The following is a 17,382-nucleotide window of genomic DNA, read 5'->3' as shown; positions in this document are numbered from 1 at the left end:
GTTTGGCGGGATTAATGCCCAGCTCGGTGAACTTGCGCGCCCCCGGCAGCAATTGCCGCTCCAGCGAACCCACCGCCTTGTTGTACTGATCGACGCTGCTGCCTAGAGATTTGCCCAGACTCGTCAGGTGTTCGGTGAACGTATAGACGCGCTTGTAGAGTTCCTCGCCTAACGCGCGAATCTTCTCGGCGTTCTCGGTGACCGCCTGCTGTCGCCAGCCGTAAGCAATGATGCGTAACAGCGCTATGAGGCTGGTCGGAGTCGCGAGAATTACCTTGTCGCGCAGCGCGTCCTCCAGCAGCGCCGGGTCATGTTGCAGCGCGCTGGATAGAAACTGATCGCCGGGAATGAACAGCACCACGAAGTCGGGCGAGTCCTTGAACTGCGTCCAGTATTGCTTGCTGGCGAGCGCCTTGACCCGCTCGCGCATGCCACGCGCGTGGCGCTTTAGATGTTGCGTACGCTGCTGATCGTCCACCGCCTCGACGGCGCTTAAATATGCATCCAGCGGCGTCTTGGCGTCGATCACGATCTCGCGCCGTTCGGGCATGCGCAGGATCAGGTCTGGCCGCATGCCGCCCTCGGCGGTGGCGTGATGAACTTGTTCGTAGAAATCGCAATATTCAACCATACCGGCCAGCTCGGCCAGACGCCGCAATGTGAGTTCGCCCCATTGCCCCCGCACCTCCGGGCGGCGCAGCGCCTGCACCAGATTGCGTGTCTCCGCTTGCAGCTGCACCTGGGATGTGGCCATCAGATTGAGATGCTGAGTGAGCGAGCCAAACGCCGTGGCCCGGTCCTTTTCCATCGCGTGCATCTGTTGCTCGGTTTTTTCCAGTGCGTCGCGGATGGGTTTCACCAGCGTCTCGACGGCTTTCTCTTTCTGCTCCAGCCCCGCCCTGGCCTGAGCCTGAAAGCGGCCCAGGTTTTCTTCGGCGAGCCGTAAAAACGCCTCATTATTTTCCTTGAGCGCCTGGCTGGAAAGCGCGGCAAAACTGTCCTTGAGCTGTTTGCGCGCCTCCTCCAGCGCCGCATCGTGTTCGAGATAGCGCTGTTGCTCGGCTGCAAGTTGCGCGGTCAGTTGCGCATTGTCCCGCTGCTGGCGCTGCAAATCGGTATTCTTGCGGCTGGCGACGAACCATGCGCCCAGTAAAATGCCGGCAATGAGAGCGCCTGCGAACGCCGCGATCAATTGCACGTTAAACACAGTCATTGCGGCCGGCCCGCGCCGTTGCGGCGCCGCAACCATGCCGGCAGTTGCCCTATATCGTGCAGCACGCCGTCCGCGCCCCAGGTGTGCGGATTTTGTCCCTCGCTGATGTATCCATACAACGCAACCAGGGTGGTCATGCCGGCCGCTTGGCCTGCCTGGATGTCGCGCGGATCGTCGCCGACGTAAACGCATTGCGCCGCGCGGCTCGCGCAGCACGCGCACGCGTGCAGCAACGGTTTGGGATGTGGCTTGCGCTGATCGGTGGTGTCGCCGCTGACCACGCACGCGGCGCGCGCGGTCAGGCCCAGCGCGTCGATCAGCCGGTCGGTCAGCAAGGCCGGCTTGTTGGTGACCACGCCCCACTTGTGACCGGAGCCCTCGATATGCGCGAGTGTCTCGGCCATGTTCGGGAACAATCGGGTATCGACACAGAGCGCGTCGGCGTAGATACGCAAAAAACGCACGCGCAGGCGCTCGAACTCGTCATCCGCAAGGTCGTCGCCATATGCCAGTCGCAGCAGGCCGACCGCGCCGCGCGACACGCAGCCTCTGGCCACGACGGGATCTACCGGTGCGCGATTCTGTTCGCGCAGCAATGTGCTCAACGCGGCGAGCATGTCCGGCGCGGTACCGGCCAGGGTTCCGTCGAGGTCGAACAGCACGGTGTCGATATTCACGTGCGGCGCGCGCGTTCCGGATTCAAGCCTTGCGCGCGTGCATCAAATAATTGACAGTGACATCGTGCGACAGCGCATAGCCTCGCGTGATGGGATTGTAGACCAGGCCGGTGATATCGGCCGGGTGCAGCCCGGCGTCGCGCGCGCACCGAGCCAGCTCCGAGGGCCGGATGAAGCGCGCAAATTCGTGCGTGCCCTTAGGAATGAGATTCAGAATATATTCGGCACCGACAATCGCGAACAGGAACGACTTCGGGTTGCGGTTGAGCGTGGAAAAAAATATATGACCGTCTGGTTTTGTCAAGCGAGCACAGGCGTTCACGGTCGCGCTCACGTCCGGCACGTGCTCCAGCATTTCCAGGCAGGTGACGATATCGAACGTCCCGGATTGTTCGTCGGCGAGTTGCTCGACGGCGACATGCCGATAATCGATTGACAGCCCGCTCTGCGCGCCATGCGTGCTTGCCGCGCGTAGCGACGCTTCGGCCAGATCGATGCCAGTGACCGCGGCACCGCGCTTCGCCATGGCCTCGGTCAAAATCCCGCCGCCGCAACCCACGTCCAGAACCTGCCTGCCGGCCAGCCGCGCGCGTCCATCGATATAATCGAGGCGCAGCGGATTGATGTCGTGCAGGGCCTTGAACTGGCCCTGGCGGTCCCACCACTGGTCCGCCAGACGTTCGAATTTGCCGATTTCGGCGGCGTCGATGTTCGGTCGCACGGGCGCCATGCGTTTATCCTCTGTTGGGGGCGGCAAAGGCAGGCTGGTAGTGTGAACAGGTTCGACGCCGCATATCAGCCTTGAAGCTCCCGTATGCGCGTGCTCCACGCACGCGCTTTGGCGCGGACTTCCGCTTCGTCGAGGTTGCTCAAGCGGCGTCCTTCCAATACCTGCTGACCGGCCACCCACACGTCCGTAACCTGATCGCGGCCGGTCGCGTAGACCAGTTGCGAGACCGGGTCGTACAGCGGCGTGGCCTCGATTCCGTCCAGCTCTACGGCTACGATATCCGCACACTTGCCGGTGATCAGCGACCCGGTCTGGTCGCCGAGTCCCAGCGCAATGGCACCGTTCAGGGTCGCCATGCGGAGCGCGCTAGCGGCAGGCAGCGCCGTGGCGTCACCCGCGACCGCCTTGGCGAGCAGGGCTGCCGTGCGCATTTCCGCGAACATGTCCAGATCGTTGTTGCTGGCCGCGCCATCCGTGCCCAGCGCGATGTTTACGCCCGCCTTTAACAGCTGGTGCACGGGGCAGAAGCCGCTGGCGAGTTTCATATTCGATTCCGGGCAGTGCAGCACGTGCGCACCGCCGCCGGCAACCTGTTCGATATCGGCGTCGGTCAGTTGCGTCATGTGCACCGCCAGCAGCGAGGGCGACACAAGCCCCAGTCCGGCCAGGCGTTGCAGCGGCCGCCCGCCGTGGCTGGCGATGCTCTGGCCGATCTCGTCGGCGGTTTCGTGCACGTGCATGTGCACAGGGATATCCAGCTCGTCCGCGAAGGTGCGCACGCGCCTGAGCGCGTTGTCCGACACCGTGTAAGGCGCGTGGGGGGCGAACGCGGTGGTTATCAGCGCATCGCCCTTGTATTCGTCGTGCACCGCCAGCGCGCGGCTGATGTACTCGTCCGCGTTGACTGCGTAGACCGTGGGGAAATCGATGACGATGAGGCCCACGCAGGCGCGCATGCCGACGGTGACCGCGGCGCGCGCGGCGACCTCGGGGAAGAAATACATATCGTTGAAGCAGGTGACACCGCCTCGCAACATCTCAGCGGCCGCGAGCGTCGTGCCGTCGTACACAAAGGCTTCGTTCACCCAGCGGCTCTCGGCCGGCCAGATGTGTTCCTTGAGCCAGATCATCAACGGCAGGTCATCGGCAAGGCCGCGAAACAGACTCATGGCGGCGTGCGTATGGGTGTTGATCAGCCCGGGAATGAGCGCGTGGCCATCAAAGCGATGCGTGTATCGCGCCTGATAGCGGTGCTCGGCATCAGAGGTCGGCAGAATATCGACAATACGTCCCTGATCGACCGCCACGGCGTGATGTTCCAGTACCGTGTCCTGCTCTACCGGCACTACCCAGCGCGCATTGATTAGACTATCGATCGTTTGCATGCGCGCTGGATCGTCAAACAACTGTTTTCCGGGTTAAGCACCGGCTGGTAATGCGCGTAAACGTTGGCAGGGTGCAGTGCCCTTAAACTTGTGGAGGATCGACCTGTAGAGAGTGGCCGTTGCCAATCGTCAGCACGAAATGGTGTGTGCTGTAGTGTAAAATCGCGCGCGGTCACTGTATAGGCGTCAGATAGCGCGGGCGTAGAGCTGCGCGGGCAACAGCACGCCCACGACCCCGAAGCAGGATCGTGGGCGTGGCGGAATTTACCGCATGACCTTTTTGGCGCCGGTCACGGAGACATCCACCCGCCGGTTTGTGGCGCGTCCTTCGCTGGTGGCGTTGGTGGTCAGCGGCGCGGTCTCGCCATAACCGCGGGTTGTAATGATGGCGGGGTCGATGCCCTCGTCGACTAACGCCGCCTTGGCACTCGCCGCGCGTTCCTCGGACAACCCCTGATTGTAGGCGTCGGTACCGACACTATCCGTATGTCCGGCGATGTCGATGCTCAGGTCTTTCACATCCCTTACCCGGCCCGCCATCTGGCGAATCACCTCGGCACCCTCGGGTTTGAGTACGGCGCTATCGAAAGCGAAGTTGGCGTCCGCGCTTATGCTGACTTCCTCGATATCGGCGGTCGGCTGCGGTGCGGGCGCCGGTTTGGCGACAGGCTTGGGCTTTGGTTTGGGCACCAGATCGGGGTCGCACTCCCTGGTCGCGTCGGCCTCGGTCCAGTCGGGTTTTTTCCAGCACTCGCCCTCGGCATTCTTGTAGGCTTCTCCGTCGGGATTGCTCCAGTAGGCGCCTTCGTCGCCCTGGGCGTAGACTGCCGGGGTGCACAACAAGCCGCAGGCGATCGCGGCAATCGCTTGGTATTTGATTCTCATCAAGGTCTCCCTGATTGTCATTGGGAACAAAAAGTATACAACCTGCGTGAACGCGTTTTCGTTTTAGTAAACAGTCAGCATGGAAAGGTATGTTCCTATCACACTTTAAGGATAATGGTTTGAACTTAACGCTACGTCAAGGCAACTGTGGCAGGTTGACCGAACTTTTTGACGATTCCGCAACGCCGTGAAGCTGAGGCGACGATGACGGCGCGTGTGCACGACCGTATCAGGGCGGTTCTATGGCACCAAAACCGTGTGCGTCTGCTGGATCAGCGGCGTTTGCCGGACACGATTGACTATCTCGATCTCGCTCGCTGCGATGAGGTAGCCCAAGCCATCACCGACATGGTGGTGCGTGGCGCGCCCGCCATCGGCATCGCGGCTGCTTACGGGGTGGTGCTGGCGGCGCGGACGTGCGCCGCGTCGGACTGGCGGCGCGCCATCGAGCCCGACATGGAGCGGCTGGCCGCGGCACGTCCCACCGCGGTTAATTTGCACTGGGCGATCGCGCGCATGCGCGCGGTGATCGACAGGCTGAACCGCGATGCGGCGAGGGCCGATTCGACGATGCCCGACCCTGCGATGTCTGACCTTGGGCACGAATTGCTCGCCGAGGCGCGGCGCATTCACGAGGAGGACATCGCCGCGAATTACCGCATGGGTGAACTGGGCGCCGCATTGCTGGACGGTAACTCGGTCCTGACCCACTGCAATACAGGCTCGCTTGCCACGGGCGGTTACGGTACCGCGCTGGGCGTGATCCGCAACGGATTCCACGCCGGGCGTATTGCCAAAGTGTACGCGGACGAGACGCGCCCCTGGCTGCAAGGCGCGCGGCTGACCGCCTGGGAACTGGTGCAGGATGGCATCCCGGTCACCCTGCTGTGCGATGCCGCGGCGGCCAGCCTGTTGCGCCAGGGTGATGTCGGCTGGGTCATCGTTGGCGCCGACCGGGTCGCCGCCAACGGCGACGTCGCCAACAAGATCGGCACCTATAATCTCGCGATAAACGCCCGTCATCACGGCGTGAAATTTATGGTGGTGGCGCCAACCAGCACCATCGATCTCGCCACCGCGAGTGGCGACGATATTGATATCGAATATCGCGACGCGGGCGAGATGCTGTCGTCACGCGCGTTGAGCGAGCATGGCGTGGCGGTGTGGAATCCCGTATTCGATATCACCCCGGCGGAACTCATCGATGCGCTGGTCACCGAACGCGGCGTGCTGCACCGGCCCGACCGCGCCAAACTGGCTGCACTGCTGCGTTTACGACAAAAAAACGGCGCCATTACGGCGCCGCTCTGAAGCACTTTCGAACAATTCGCTCAATCGGTGGGTCTGTTCGGATTTTCCATCGATTCGCTCGACTGACCGGCGGCACCTTGTTTGCCAGCGGATTTGCCGCCCACAGGCGCCTTATCTGTTGCTTTTTTGGCGCCCTGCATGGCGTCCTTCCCCGCCTTTTTGGCGCCTTGCATGGCCTCTTTGCCTGTTTGTTTGGCTTTCTCCATGCCCTTTTCCGCCATGCCGCTCGGGCCTTCCGGGGCGTCCTGCTGTCCGCAGGCGCTCACCGCCAGCGCGATCAGCAGAGCGCTGCCAGCCGCCACGAGGCGTAGTGTCAAGCCCGTTGAGGCGTTCAGGGATTGCTTCGGATCGTTGATCTGATTCATAGGCGTAACTCCTTGATTGAAATGTAGCGTGTCGCCGCAGGTTGCGGGGTTCGTGACCAAAGTGCAAGTCCGCGATACCCACCCGGCATCGACGCGGTGGATCTAGCGTGCGTGTCGCGTGCGTCATTTCCGCGCCTGACCGCGGCGCTCACCACTAGATCAATGATTGCGTGCGGCAGCATTTCGTTCCGCTTTTCTTACTTCTTGATGACGCGATATATCCACAGCAGCAGGATCGCACCCAGCACGGCGATTACGAAACTGCCGAAATTAAAGCCATCCACCGGGCCAAAGCCAAGCGCCGAACCGATGAAACCGCCGACCAGGGCGCCGGCGACGCCGAGCAGGATGGTGATGATAAACCCGCCCGGGTCTTTGCCCGGCATGATGAGCTTGGCGATAACCCCGGCGATGAGGCCGAAAATGATCCAGATCAGTATACCCATAAAAATTTCTCCAGTGTTTTTGCTTTAAGATAACCACACAAGGTGTGCACGGCGGATAAAGTGCATTGCGTGGTATGCAATGTCTATTCCGACAAAAGCGCCCGGCATAAAAATGCATTCGGATCATGTGTGCGCCGGAGGTGTTGGCAACAGCGGCGGTATCGTTCGCCGCACCGCAAGCGCCGGGAGTGAAATGGGGGGAACATGCTATAATCGACCCGTTTTTGATGAACCCTCTCACGATTAATAAGCGTCTTTCGAAGGCGCACCCCGCTTTAGTCAATATGTAATGGCCGAATTCGCCAAAGAAATCCTGTCGATCAATCTCGAAGACGAAATGCGTCAGTCGTACCTCGACTACGCCATGAGCGTAATCGTGGGCCGCGCGCTACCGGATGTTCGGGATGGCCTCAAGCCCGTGCATCGCCGCGTGCTGTACGCCATGAGCGTGCTGGGCGTCGACTGGAACAAGGGCTACAAGAAGTCGGCCCGCGTGGTCGGCGACGTCATCGGTAAATATCATCCGCACGGCGAGTCCGCTGTTTACGATGCGATCGTGCGTATGGCGCAACCGTTTTCCATGCGTTACATGCTGGTGGACGGGCAGGGCAACTTCGGCTCGGTGGACGGCGACGCGCCTGCCGCCATGCGCTACACCGAGGTACGCATGGCGCGCATTGCCGCCGAGATCCTGGCCGACCTGGACAAGGAAACGGTCGATTTTGTCCCCAATTACGACGAGACCGAGCGCGAGCCGCAAGTTTTGCCCGCCCGTGTGCCCAACCTGCTGATCAACGGTTCGTCCGGTATCGCCGTGGGCATGGCGACCAACATCCCGCCGCACAATATTACGGAAGTCATCAATGCCTGCGTGGCGCTGATCGATAACCCGCAAACCGAAATCACGGAGCTGATGGCGCATGTGCCGGGACCGGACTTTCCTACCGCCGGCATCATCAATGGCACCCGCGGCATTGTCGAGGCTTATCTGACGGGCCGCGGTCGCATTTACGTGCGCGCGCGCAGCCACATCGAAACAGAAGACAATGGCAGGCAGCGCATCGTCGTCACCGAGTTGCCGTATCAGGTCAACAAGGCGCGGCTGCTGGAGAAGATCGCGGAGCTGGTCAAAGACAAGCGTGTCGAGGGCATCACCGAGCTGCGCGATGAGTCCGACAAGGACGGCATGCGCATGGTCATCGAGCTGCGCCGCGGCGAGGTGGCGGAGGTCATACTCAACAATCTGTACCAGCACACTCAGCTGCAGAACGTCTTCGGCATCAACATGGTGGCGCTGGTGGATAGCCAGCCGCGTCTGGTAAATCTAAAGCAGATATTGCAGTCGTTTCTGCGCCACCGCCGCGAAGTGGTCACGCGGCGCACGATTTACGACTTGCGCAAGGCCCGCGAACGCGCGCACGTACTGGAGGGGCAGGCAGTCGCGCTGGCGAATATCGATGCGGTAATCGAGCTGATCAAGGCCAGCGCGAATCCCGCCGAGGCCAAAAGCGCGATGATGGCGCGCGCCTGGGCGCCGGGTGTGGTCACGGAACTACTGGCGCGCGGTGGCGCTGAGGATACCCGGCCGGATGGACTCGCGCCGCAGTTCGGTATGAACGACGACGGCTATCGGTTATCCGACTTACAGGCGCAGGCGATTCTGGATTTGCGCCTGCAACGGCTCACCGCGCTGGAGCAGGACAAGATCGTCAAGGATTACGGCGAACTGCTCGCCAGCATTGGCGAATATTTGCAGATACTGCGTGAGCCGGAGCGTCTTTTGCAGGTCATCCGCGACGAACTGGTAGCCGCGCGCGAGCAGTTCGGCGATGCGCGGCGCAGCGAGATTCTTGAGAATCAGCTGGATCTGACCCTCGAAGATCTGATTCCCTCGGAAGAGGTAGTGGTCACCCTGTCGCATTCCGGTTACGCCAAGTCGCAGCCCGTTGACGTATACCGCGCGCAGCGGCGTGGCGGCCGTGGCAAGACGGCCACTTCGTTCAAGGCCGAGGATTTTATCGACAAATTATTCGTCGCCAATACGCACGACACTATTCTGTGTTTTTCCAGCCGCGGCAAGGTTTACTGGCTCAAGGTTTACCAGTTGCCGCAGGGTGGCCGCGGCGCGCGCGGCAAGCCCATGGTCAACTTGCTGCCGCTCGAGGAAGGCGAACGCATTAACGCCGTGAGACCCGTTCGCGAGTTCACCGCGGACCGTTTCGTGCTGATGGCGACCAGCGCCGGCACGATCAAAAAAACGCCGCTGGTAGAGTTCTCCAGGCCGCGCACTAACGGCATCATCGCCATCGACCTGCGCGAAGACGATGCGCTGATCAGCGTTTGCATTACCGATGGTTTCGCGGACATCATCCTGGTCAGCAATGCCGGCAAGGCGGTACGTTTCAAGGAATCCGAGGTGCGTTCCATGGGCCGCACCGCGTCAGGCGTACGCGGCATCCGGCTGAGGGGGGAACAACGGGTCATTTCCCTGATGACCGTAGATGCGGCCGCCAGCGGCAATGCGGTGCTGGTCGCGACCGAACACGGCTTTGGCAAACGCACGCCGATCGCCGATTTCCCGCTGCATGGCCGCGGCGGCCAGGGGGTCATTGCCATCCAGGCCACCTCGCGCAACGGCGCCGTGATCGGCGCCGAGCTGGTCAGCGACGACGACGAGATCATGCTCATCACGGACAGCGGCAATCTGGTGCGAACCACCGTCGCCGGAGTGTCGCTTTTGGGTCGCAACACGCAGGGTGTGACCCTGATCCGGCTGGGCGAGGGGGAGCGTCTGGTGGAGGTCGAGCGCATCGAAGGCCTGAATGGTGACGGGGACGATGCCGGCGAACCCCTGACAGTCGACGAAGCGTGAAGCGCCACGCGGTGAGACGGGAATCCAGATTATTCACGGGAGACAATGTGTCGAGAATATTCAATTTCGGCGCGGGCCCCGCCATGCTGCCGGCGGAGGTCATGCGGACAGCCAGCGAAGAACTGCTGGACTGGCGCGGCAGTGGCATGTCGGTAATGGAGATGAGCCATCGCGGCGACGAGTTCATGTCGATCGCGTACGAGGCTGAAGCCGACCTGCGCGCGCTGCTCGCCATACCGGATCGCTACCGGGTGCTGTTTTTGCAGGGTGGCGCGAGCAGCCAGTTCGCAATGGTGCCGCTGAATCTGCTGCGCGGCAAACGTGGCGCGGATTACATCAACACCGGCTACTGGTCAAAGCAGGCCATCGCGGAAGCCGGGCGATTCTGCCACGTGAACGTTGCCGCCTCGGATGAAAATGATCATTTCACGAAGATCCCGCCTTTCGGCTGGTGGGCTCTGGATCCGACAGCGGCGTATGTGCACTACACGCCGAACGAGACCATCGGCGGCGTGGAATTCCACTGGGTGCCGGAGACCGGCGACGTGCCGCTGGTCGCGGACCTGTCGTCCAGCATTCTGTCGCGCCCGTTCGACGTGGAAAAACATGCCGTGATTTATGCCGGCGCGCAAAAGAACATAGGACCGGCCGGTCTGACCGTCGTCATCGTGCGCGACGATTTTGTCGGTGAGCCCGCCGTCGGCACGCCGGGCATGTTCAGCTATCGCAACCACGCGAACGCGCAGTCCATGTACAACACCCCACCGGCGTTTGCGTGGTATGTGGCCGGATTGGTGTTCAAATGGCTGATCCAGCAGGGTGGCCTGGAAGCGATGGCCGCGCGCAACCACGCTAAGGCGGAGCAACTCTATGCCGCCATTGACGCCTCCGGTTTCTATCGCAATCCGGTAGAGCGCGACTGCCGGTCGCGGATGAACGTGCCATTCACTCTGGCCGATGCGTCGCTTGACAACCTGTTCCTGTCGCAGGCGGCCCAAAGCGGCCTGCACGCGCTCAAGGGCCATCGCTCGGTCGGTGGCATGCGCGCCAGCATTTACAACGCCATGTCGGCGGCGGGGGTGAACACGTTGATCGAATTCATGGCCGAGTTCGCCCGCACGCATGGCTGACGGTGTTTTAACGGCTGGACGTCGAAAGTGTACAAGATTCTAACATTGAACAATATTTCCGCTAAAGGAATAGAACAGTTGCCTCGCGAGCGCTATAAAGTCGGCGCGGAGATAGATCGTCCCGACGCGATTTTGCTGCGCTCGCATAACATGCGCGGCATGACCATCCCGCAAGCGTTAAAAGCCGTAGCGCGCGCGGGCGCGGGGGTGAACAACATTCCGGTCGATGCGATGAGCCGGCAGGGCATTCCGGTGTTCAACACGCCCGGTGCGAACGCCAACGCGGTCAAGGAACTGGTGCTGGCCGGCATGCTCGTCGCGTGCCGCAACATCTGCCAGGCGTGGGACTACGCGCGGGGCTTGAGCGGCGAGGACGCCGCGCTTAACAAGGCGATGGAGGCTGAAAAGAAGCAATTCGCGGGTTACGAATTGCCCGGCCGCACCCTGGGCGTGTTCGGGCTGGGCGCGATCGGCGTGCAGGTGGCGAACTCCGCGCGAGGGTTGGGCATGCACGTCGTGGGCTACGATCCCCGCATCACCGTCACGCGCGCCTGGCAGCTATCGGCCGATGTGGAGCGCGCACACAGCGTCGACGACCTGCTCTCCAGAGTCGATTTCGTGACCTTTCATGTGCCACTGATGAAAGAGACCGAGGGCATGATCGACGCGAAGCGCCTGGCGTCGATGCGCGATGGCGTGGTGATCCTCAATTTCGCGCGCAGCGGCATCGTTGACGACGACGCCGTTTGCGAGTCGATAAACGCCGGCAAAGTCTATACTTACGTATGCGATTTCCCGTCCCGCCGGCTGCAGGCACAGCCGCGCGTGATCGCGCTACCGCATCTGGGCGCGTCCACGCGCGAGGCGGAGGACAACTGCGCGGTGATGGCCGCGCTGCAGCTGAAGGAATACCTGGAGCAGGGCACCATCAGAAACTCCGTCAATTTCCCGGAAGTGGCCTTGCCGCGCAAGGGTCGCACGCGGCTCGCGGTCGTTAACGAAAACGTGCCCGACATGGTGGCGAGGATTTCTCACTTCCTGGGCCGCGAGCAGGTTAACATCGTGCACATGGTGAACGAATCCAACGGCGCGCTGGCGTATACCTTGCTCGATACCGACACGTGCGTGTCCGACGATATCGTCGAGCGTATCGCAGCCACCGAAGGCGTGTTGCGGGTGCGCGCCGTTTGACACGCTAAGGACATGAACGACCGCGATGCACTGAACGTCGCCCGCGAACAAATCGACGAGCTGGACGCCAGGATCATGCGCCTCATCAGCGAACGCGCCGAGGTGGCGCTCAACGTTGCGCGTATCAAGCGCCAGACCGACGCGGATGCGCCCTGCTATCGTCCCGAGCGCGAGGCCGAGGTGTTACGCAGGGTGCTGGCCCGGAACAAAGGACCGTTGAGCGAGGAGGAGATGGCCCGCCTGTTTCGCGAAATCATGTCCGCGTGCCTGGCGCTCGAACAACCGCTCAAGGTGGCGTTTCTCGGGCCCGAGGGCACCTTTACGCAGGAGGCGGTACTAAAGCATTTCGGTCATTCGGTCAAGGCCATCGCGCTAGGCGCCATCGACCAGGTGTTTCGCGAGGTCGAATCCGGCACCACGCATTACGGCGTGGTGCCGATCGAAAATTCCACCGAGGGCGTGGTCAATCACACCCTGGACATGTTTTTGCAGTCGTCGCTCAAGATAAACGGCGAAGTCGAACTGCGCATTCACCATCATCTGCTTTCGACTCTGGACGAGGCCGCGAAAGTCGAACGCGTGTATTCGCATCAGCAGTCGCTGGCGCAGTGTCGCGGCTGGCTGGATTCGAATCTGCCGCAAGCAGAGCGCATTGCGGTCAGCAGCAATGCCGAGGGCGCCCGCCGGGCGCGTGGAGAAGGCAATGCCGCCGCCATCGCTGGCGACGCCGCCGCGCGCACTTACGGTTTGCGGGCGCTCCGCAACAATATCGAGGACAATCCGAACAACATCACGCGCTTTTTGATCATCGGCCGCCAGCGCGTGCCGCCCAGCGGTTTCGACAAGACCAGCCTGGTGGTGTCGGGACGCAACCAGCCCGGCCTGCTATGCCGGTTGCTGGCGCCACTGGCGCAAAACGGGGTAAGCATGACGCGCATCGCCTCGCGCCCGTCGCAACTGGTCAACTGGGAATACGTATTTTTTCTGGATGTGGAAGGTCACATGGACGACGGTAATCTCAAGCCGGCGCTGGATGACCTGGAGAAACTCGGCGACCTGTTCAAGGTGCTTGGCTCGTACCCGCGCGCCGTGCTTTAGTGCTCCTCGTGACCCGGCCATGCACATGAGTTGCGATTTTCTGAATCTGGCGGTCGAGGGTGTGCGGCGGCTGCAACCATACGAGCCGGGCAAGCCGATCGAAACGCTGGAGCGAGAGCTCGGTATCCACGATTCGCTCAAACTCGCATCCAATGAAAATCCGCTGGGCCCCGGCCCGCTGGCGATGGCCGCCATGCAGCGGGAGGTCGGCAAGATTTCCATTTATCCCGACGGCAACGGCTTTGCGCTCAAGGCCGCGCTGGCCGATTATCACCATGTGGCGCGTGAATGTGTCACGTTGGGCAACGGCTCGAACGAGATTCTGGAGCTGGTCGCGCGCGCTTTTTTAAGGCCCGGTCTCAACGCGGTGTTTTCACGGCACGCTTTTGCCGTGTATCCGATCGTGGTGCAGGCCGTGGGCGCGGCCCCACGGGTGGCGCAGCCTAACGCGCCGGATCACGCCATGCCTTACGGCCACGATTTGAACGCGCTTGGCAAACTGGTCGATGGCGAGACGCGAGTGGTGTTCGTCGCCAATCCGAACAATCCTACCGGCACCTGGATCGATGGCGCGCAGCTGCGCCAGTTTATAGGCGAATTACCCGCCACCACGCTAATCGTGGTCGACGAAGCCTATTTCGAGTACGTGCAGGCGTCGGACTATCCCAACGCGGTGGCGTGGCTGGCGGAATTCCCGAACCTGATCGTGACCCGCACTTTTTCCAAGGTTTACGGGCTCGCGGGCCTGCGTATCGGATACGGACTTTCGCACCCCGCCGTCGCGCAACTGCTGAATCGCGTGCGTCAGCCGTTCAACACCAGCAGTGTCGCGCAGGCCGCGGCGCTGGCGGCGCTGGATGACGCCGGGCACGTGGCGGAGAGCCGCGAGATGAACAACGCCGGCCTCGCGCAGTTCGCGGGCGCGTTCGAGGCGCGGGGCTTGCACTTCATACCGTCGGTAGGCAATTTTATTTGCGTCAACGTCGGCCGCGACGCCTCTGCGGTGTACCAGGCGTTGCTGCGCGGGGGCGTGATCGTACGCCCCGTCGCGAGTTACGAACTGCCGGAGTACCTGCGCATCACCATCGGACGCGAGGATCAGAACCGGCGTGTACTCGACGCGCTGGACAAGGTGCTTAGCCCATGATCCGGCGCTTGTGCGTGATCGGCGTGGGTCTGATCGGCGGCTCGCTGGCGCTGGCGCTGCGGCGCGCCGGCGCGGTCGGCGAGATCATCGGCGCGGGGCGGGACGCATCGCATCTGCGCAAGGCCGTGGAACTCGGCGTAATCGATCGATTCGAGATCGACGCCCGGCGCGCGGTCACCGGTGCGGACATGACCGTTGTCGCCGTGCCGCTGGGCGCCATGCTCGCGGTGTTCGCTGCCATCAAGGATCATCTGGCGGAAGGCGTGGTGCTCACCGATGTCGGCAGCGCCAAGCACTCGGTGGTCGAGGCCGCGCGCAACGTGTTCGGTGAAGTGCCGACGTACTTTGTTCCGGGTCATCCCATCGCGGGCACCGAGCACAGTGGTGTCGAGGCTGCTTTTGCCAGGTTGTATCGGGGCCGCAAGGTGATCCTGACACCGTTTGTGAATACCGATCGCAAGGCGTTGCAGACCGTGAAATCCATGTGGGAGCAGGCGGGCGCAAGTGTTGAGGAAATGGATGTCGAACATCACGATCGTGTGCTGGCCGCGACCAGCCATCTGCCGCACGTGCTCGCGTATGCGCTGGTCGAGAGTCTGGCGCGGCTGGCCGAACGCGATGAAATTTTCCGCTTTGCCGCTGGTGGATTCAAAGATTTCACGCGTATCGCTTCCAGCGACCCGGTGATGTGGCGCGATATCTTGCTGGCGAACGGCGATGCGATCCGATCGCTGATCGGCCGCTATCGCAATGATCTGGAACGCATCGAAGACGCAATCCTGAGGCATGACGGAACGAGCCTGCAGGCGCTGTTTACGCGCGCCAAGCAGGCGCGTGACGGAATCGCGACCGGTGAATGATCGTGAGCCCTGATCCGTCTGGCGATGCCCGCGAGGTGGAGAGCGGGACGCCACGGCCTTTAAGCTTTCGCACGCGACCGGGCGGCAGCGTCAACGGCACATTGCGGGTGCCAGGCGACAAGTCGATCTCCCATCGCGCACTCATGTTCGGGGCGATTGCGGAAGGGACAACGCGCATCGCGGGTTTTTTGCATGCACAGGACTGTCTGGCCACGGCGCGTGCGTTCCGCACCATGGGCGTGCGGATGGACTTCGCCGAAAGCGGCGAAGTGAAAATCGAAGGCGTGGGTCTGCATGGGCTGCAAGCGCCGTCCATGGACCTGGATGTGGGCAACTCCGGCACGTCGATGCGGCTGCTGGCGGGTCTGCTGTGCGGGCAATCGTTCGCGTCAAAACTTGTCGGCGACGCCTCGCTTGTGCGCCGTCCCATGCGCCGTATTGCCGAGCCGCTGACGGCGATGGGTGCGGCCATCCGCACCAGTGCGCTAGGCACCGCACCGCTGATCATCGCGGGTGGTGGCGAATTACGGGGCATCGCGTATGACATGCCGGTGGCGAGCGCGCAAGTCAAGTCCTGTCTGTTGCTGGCGGGGCTTTATGCGCAAGGCAAGACCTCTGTTACCGAGCCCGTCATGACCCGTGACCATACCGAGCGGATGTTGACTGCGTTTGGCTACCCGTTGCACGTGATACGCGGTGGCGTGAGTCTGCGTGGCGGCGGCAGGCTTATCGCGCGCGACATCGAAGTCCCCGCGGACATTTCCTCCGCGGCGTTTTTCATGGTCGGCGCCAGCATCGCGCCGGGGTCGGACGTTATACTTGCTCAGGTTGGCGTCAATTCCACCCGTCGCGGCGTGATCGACATCCTGCGACTGATGGGGGCGGATATCGAATTGGTCAATGAGCGCACCGCCGGCGGCGAGCCGGTGGCGGATCTGCGCGTACGGCACGCGCCACTGACCGGCACCCAAATTCCGCCAGCGCTGGTGCCGCTGGCGATCGACGAGTTTCCCGCGATTCTCGTTGCGGCGGCATGCGCAAAAGGGGAAACGGTGTTAACCGAAGCCAAGGAACTGCGGGTCAAGGAAAGCGACCGCATCCAGGTTATGACCGCGGGATTGCAGGCTTGCGGGATCGACGCCACGCCCGCCGTCGATGGCATGCGCGTGATCGGCGGGCAGTTGCGCGGCGGCGTGATAGACAGCCACGGCGATCATCGTATCGCCATGGCGTTCGCGGTTGCCGGCGCGGTGGCGGACGGTGAGATTGTCATCAACGATTGCGCAAACGTCGCAACCTCGTTTCCGGGTTTTGCCGCGCTGGCCACGGGCGCGGGCCTGAATATTTCTGAGCCCTTCTGCGCGTGAGGGGCGAAGCACCGGTTATTACTATCGATGGCCCCGGCGGCGCCGGCAAGGGCGCGGTCAGCAGCCGCCTTGCGGGCCATCTGGGATACGGCCTGCTCGATAGCGGCGCGCTTTATCGCGCGCTGGCGCTGGCGGTGCGGCGGCATGGTATTTCTTTGGATGCGGTTTCCGATCTGGCAGGTCTAGCGACTGGCTTCAACGTCGTATTCAGCACTGAACCCGACGGCGGGCGCCGCGCATGGCTCGATGGTGAGGATCGTACCGAGGCGTTGCGCTCCGAGGCCTGCGGTGACATGGCGTCCCGGCTGGCGTGCATCCCGGCGGTACGCGATGCGCTTGTGTTCCGTCAGCGCGCGTTCCGCCGACCGCCTGGGCTGGTCGCCGAGGGCCGCGATATGGGTACGGTGATATTTCCCGACGCCGCGCTCAAGATATACCTCACGGCAAGCCTTGATGAACGTGCCTACAGACGCCATAAGCAGTTGATGGCGCTAGGGATTGGTGCTAAGCTCGCCGACCTTCTGGAAGAATTGAGTACCCGTGATCAGCGGGATAGAGAACGTAAGGCCGCACCGCTCGCGCCCGCGGCGGACGCGGTTATCGTTGATTCTACGGGAAGAAATATCGATCAGGTGTTTGCGAGTGTCGTGCGCCTTGTGAACGAACGTCAACCAACCTCGAGGGATTGATTGCAGCAATCCCTTA

The 17,382-nt window shown here is 62.3% G+C and carries 16 protein-coding genes; 9 read left to right on the top strand and 7 right to left on the bottom strand.

Features of this window, described 5'->3' with window-relative positions:
• From rmuC to H0V34_01325, 5 genes are all read right to left on the bottom strand, one after another.
• Positions 1 to 1,213: DNA recombination protein RmuC (gene rmuC / locus H0V34_01345; GenBank protein MBA2490392.1), on the bottom strand; the 1,213-nt coding region annotated here is incomplete at its 3' end.
• Positions 1,210 to 1,890: an HAD-IA family hydrolase gene (locus H0V34_01340; GenBank protein ID MBA2490391.1), complete on the bottom strand. Its 681-nt coding sequence runs from the start codon at positions 1,888 to 1,890 to the stop codon at positions 1,210 to 1,212. The genes H0V34_01340 and rmuC, both read right to left, overlap by 4 nt.
• 22 nt (positions 1,891 to 1,912) lie before the next feature.
• Positions 1,913 to 2,620: a bifunctional 2-polyprenyl-6-hydroxyphenol methylase/3-demethylubiquinol 3-O-methyltransferase UbiG gene (gene ubiG / locus H0V34_01335; GenBank protein MBA2490390.1), complete on the bottom strand. Its 708-nt coding sequence runs from the start codon at positions 2,618 to 2,620 to the stop codon at positions 1,913 to 1,915.
• A 65-nt stretch (positions 2,621 to 2,685) separates the two neighbouring features.
• Positions 2,686 to 4,005, bottom strand: coding sequence for a TRZ/ATZ family hydrolase (locus H0V34_01330; GenBank protein ID MBA2490389.1), 1,320 nt, complete (start codon positions 4,003 to 4,005; stop codon positions 2,686 to 2,688).
• Positions 4,006 to 4,269: 264 nt separating this feature from the next.
• Positions 4,270 to 4,890 carry an OmpA family protein gene (locus tag H0V34_01325; GenBank protein MBA2490388.1) on the bottom strand — a complete coding sequence of 207 codons (621 nt, stop codon included), beginning with the start codon at positions 4,888 to 4,890 and terminating at the stop codon, positions 4,270 to 4,272.
• Positions 4,891 to 5,094: 204 nt separating this feature from the next.
• On the opposite strand from H0V34_01325, the gene mtnA reads away from it, so the two are divergent.
• The gene (gene mtnA, locus H0V34_01320) at positions 5,095 to 6,201 is read left to right on the top strand and encodes an S-methyl-5-thioribose-1-phosphate isomerase (protein MBA2490387.1); all 1,107 of its coding nucleotides are present in this window, start codon (positions 5,095 to 5,097) and stop codon (positions 6,199 to 6,201) included.
• Between the two features lie 20 nt (positions 6,202 to 6,221).
• Here mtnA and H0V34_01315 read toward each other — a convergent pair whose 3' ends face one another.
• On the bottom strand, positions 6,222 to 6,566 hold the full coding sequence (locus H0V34_01315) for a hypothetical protein (GenBank protein MBA2490386.1): 345 nt from the start codon (positions 6,564 to 6,566) through the stop codon (positions 6,222 to 6,224).
• Between the two features lie 197 nt (positions 6,567 to 6,763).
• The gene (locus tag H0V34_01310; GenBank protein ID MBA2490385.1) at positions 6,764 to 7,012 is read right to left on the bottom strand and encodes a GlsB/YeaQ/YmgE family stress response membrane protein; all 249 of its coding nucleotides are present in this window, start codon (positions 7,010 to 7,012) and stop codon (positions 6,764 to 6,766) included.
• Positions 7,013 to 7,301: 289 nt separating this feature from the next.
• Here H0V34_01310 and gyrA point away from each other — a divergent pair, with 289 nt between their 5' ends.
• The 8 genes from gyrA to H0V34_01270 are packed head-to-tail and all read left to right on the top strand — an operon-like array spanning position 7,302 to position 17,366.
• Positions 7,302 to 9,884: a DNA gyrase subunit A gene (gene gyrA, locus H0V34_01305; protein MBA2490384.1), complete on the top strand. Its 2,583-nt coding sequence runs from the start codon at positions 7,302 to 7,304 to the stop codon at positions 9,882 to 9,884.
• A 47-nt stretch (positions 9,885 to 9,931) separates the two neighbouring features.
• Entirely contained in the window at positions 9,932 to 11,014 is a 1,083-nt protein-coding gene (gene serC / locus H0V34_01300) for a 3-phosphoserine/phosphohydroxythreonine transaminase (protein MBA2490383.1), read from the top strand.
• 27 nt (positions 11,015 to 11,041) lie between these two features.
• Positions 11,042 to 12,205: a phosphoglycerate dehydrogenase gene (locus tag H0V34_01295; protein MBA2490382.1), complete on the top strand. Its 1,164-nt coding sequence runs from the start codon at positions 11,042 to 11,044 to the stop codon at positions 12,203 to 12,205.
• A gap of 12 nt (positions 12,206 to 12,217) precedes the next feature.
• Positions 12,218 to 13,303, top strand: a complete 1,086-nt coding sequence (pheA, locus tag H0V34_01290) for a prephenate dehydratase (GenBank protein MBA2490381.1) — start codon at positions 12,218 to 12,220, stop codon at positions 13,301 to 13,303.
• Positions 13,304 to 13,328: 25 nt separating this feature from the next.
• Positions 13,329 to 14,450, top strand: coding sequence for a histidinol-phosphate transaminase (locus H0V34_01285; GenBank protein MBA2490380.1), 1,122 nt, complete (start codon positions 13,329 to 13,331; stop codon positions 14,448 to 14,450).
• Entirely contained in the window at positions 14,447 to 15,310 is an 864-nt protein-coding gene (locus tag H0V34_01280; GenBank protein MBA2490379.1) for a prephenate dehydrogenase/arogenate dehydrogenase family protein, read from the top strand. Before H0V34_01285 ends, H0V34_01280 begins: the two co-directional genes overlap by 4 nt.
• Positions 15,307 to 16,677, top strand: a complete 1,371-nt coding sequence (aroA, locus tag H0V34_01275) for a 3-phosphoshikimate 1-carboxyvinyltransferase (protein ID MBA2490378.1) — start codon at positions 15,307 to 15,309, stop codon at positions 16,675 to 16,677. The genes H0V34_01280 and aroA overlap by 4 nt, the downstream gene beginning before the upstream one ends.
• Positions 16,674 to 17,366, top strand: coding sequence for a (d)CMP kinase (locus tag H0V34_01270; protein ID MBA2490377.1), 693 nt, complete (start codon positions 16,674 to 16,676; stop codon positions 17,364 to 17,366). Before aroA ends, H0V34_01270 begins: the two co-directional genes overlap by 4 nt.
• Positions 17,367 to 17,382 lie beyond the last annotated feature (16 nt).

The sequence above is a fragment of the Gammaproteobacteria bacterium genome, from assembly GCA_013696315.1.
Taxonomy (GTDB): domain Bacteria; phylum Pseudomonadota; class Gammaproteobacteria; order JACCYU01; family JACCYU01; genus JACCYU01.
The sequence above is the reverse complement of the archived record's forward strand: the minus strand, read 5'-3'. Positions and strand labels throughout refer to the sequence as shown.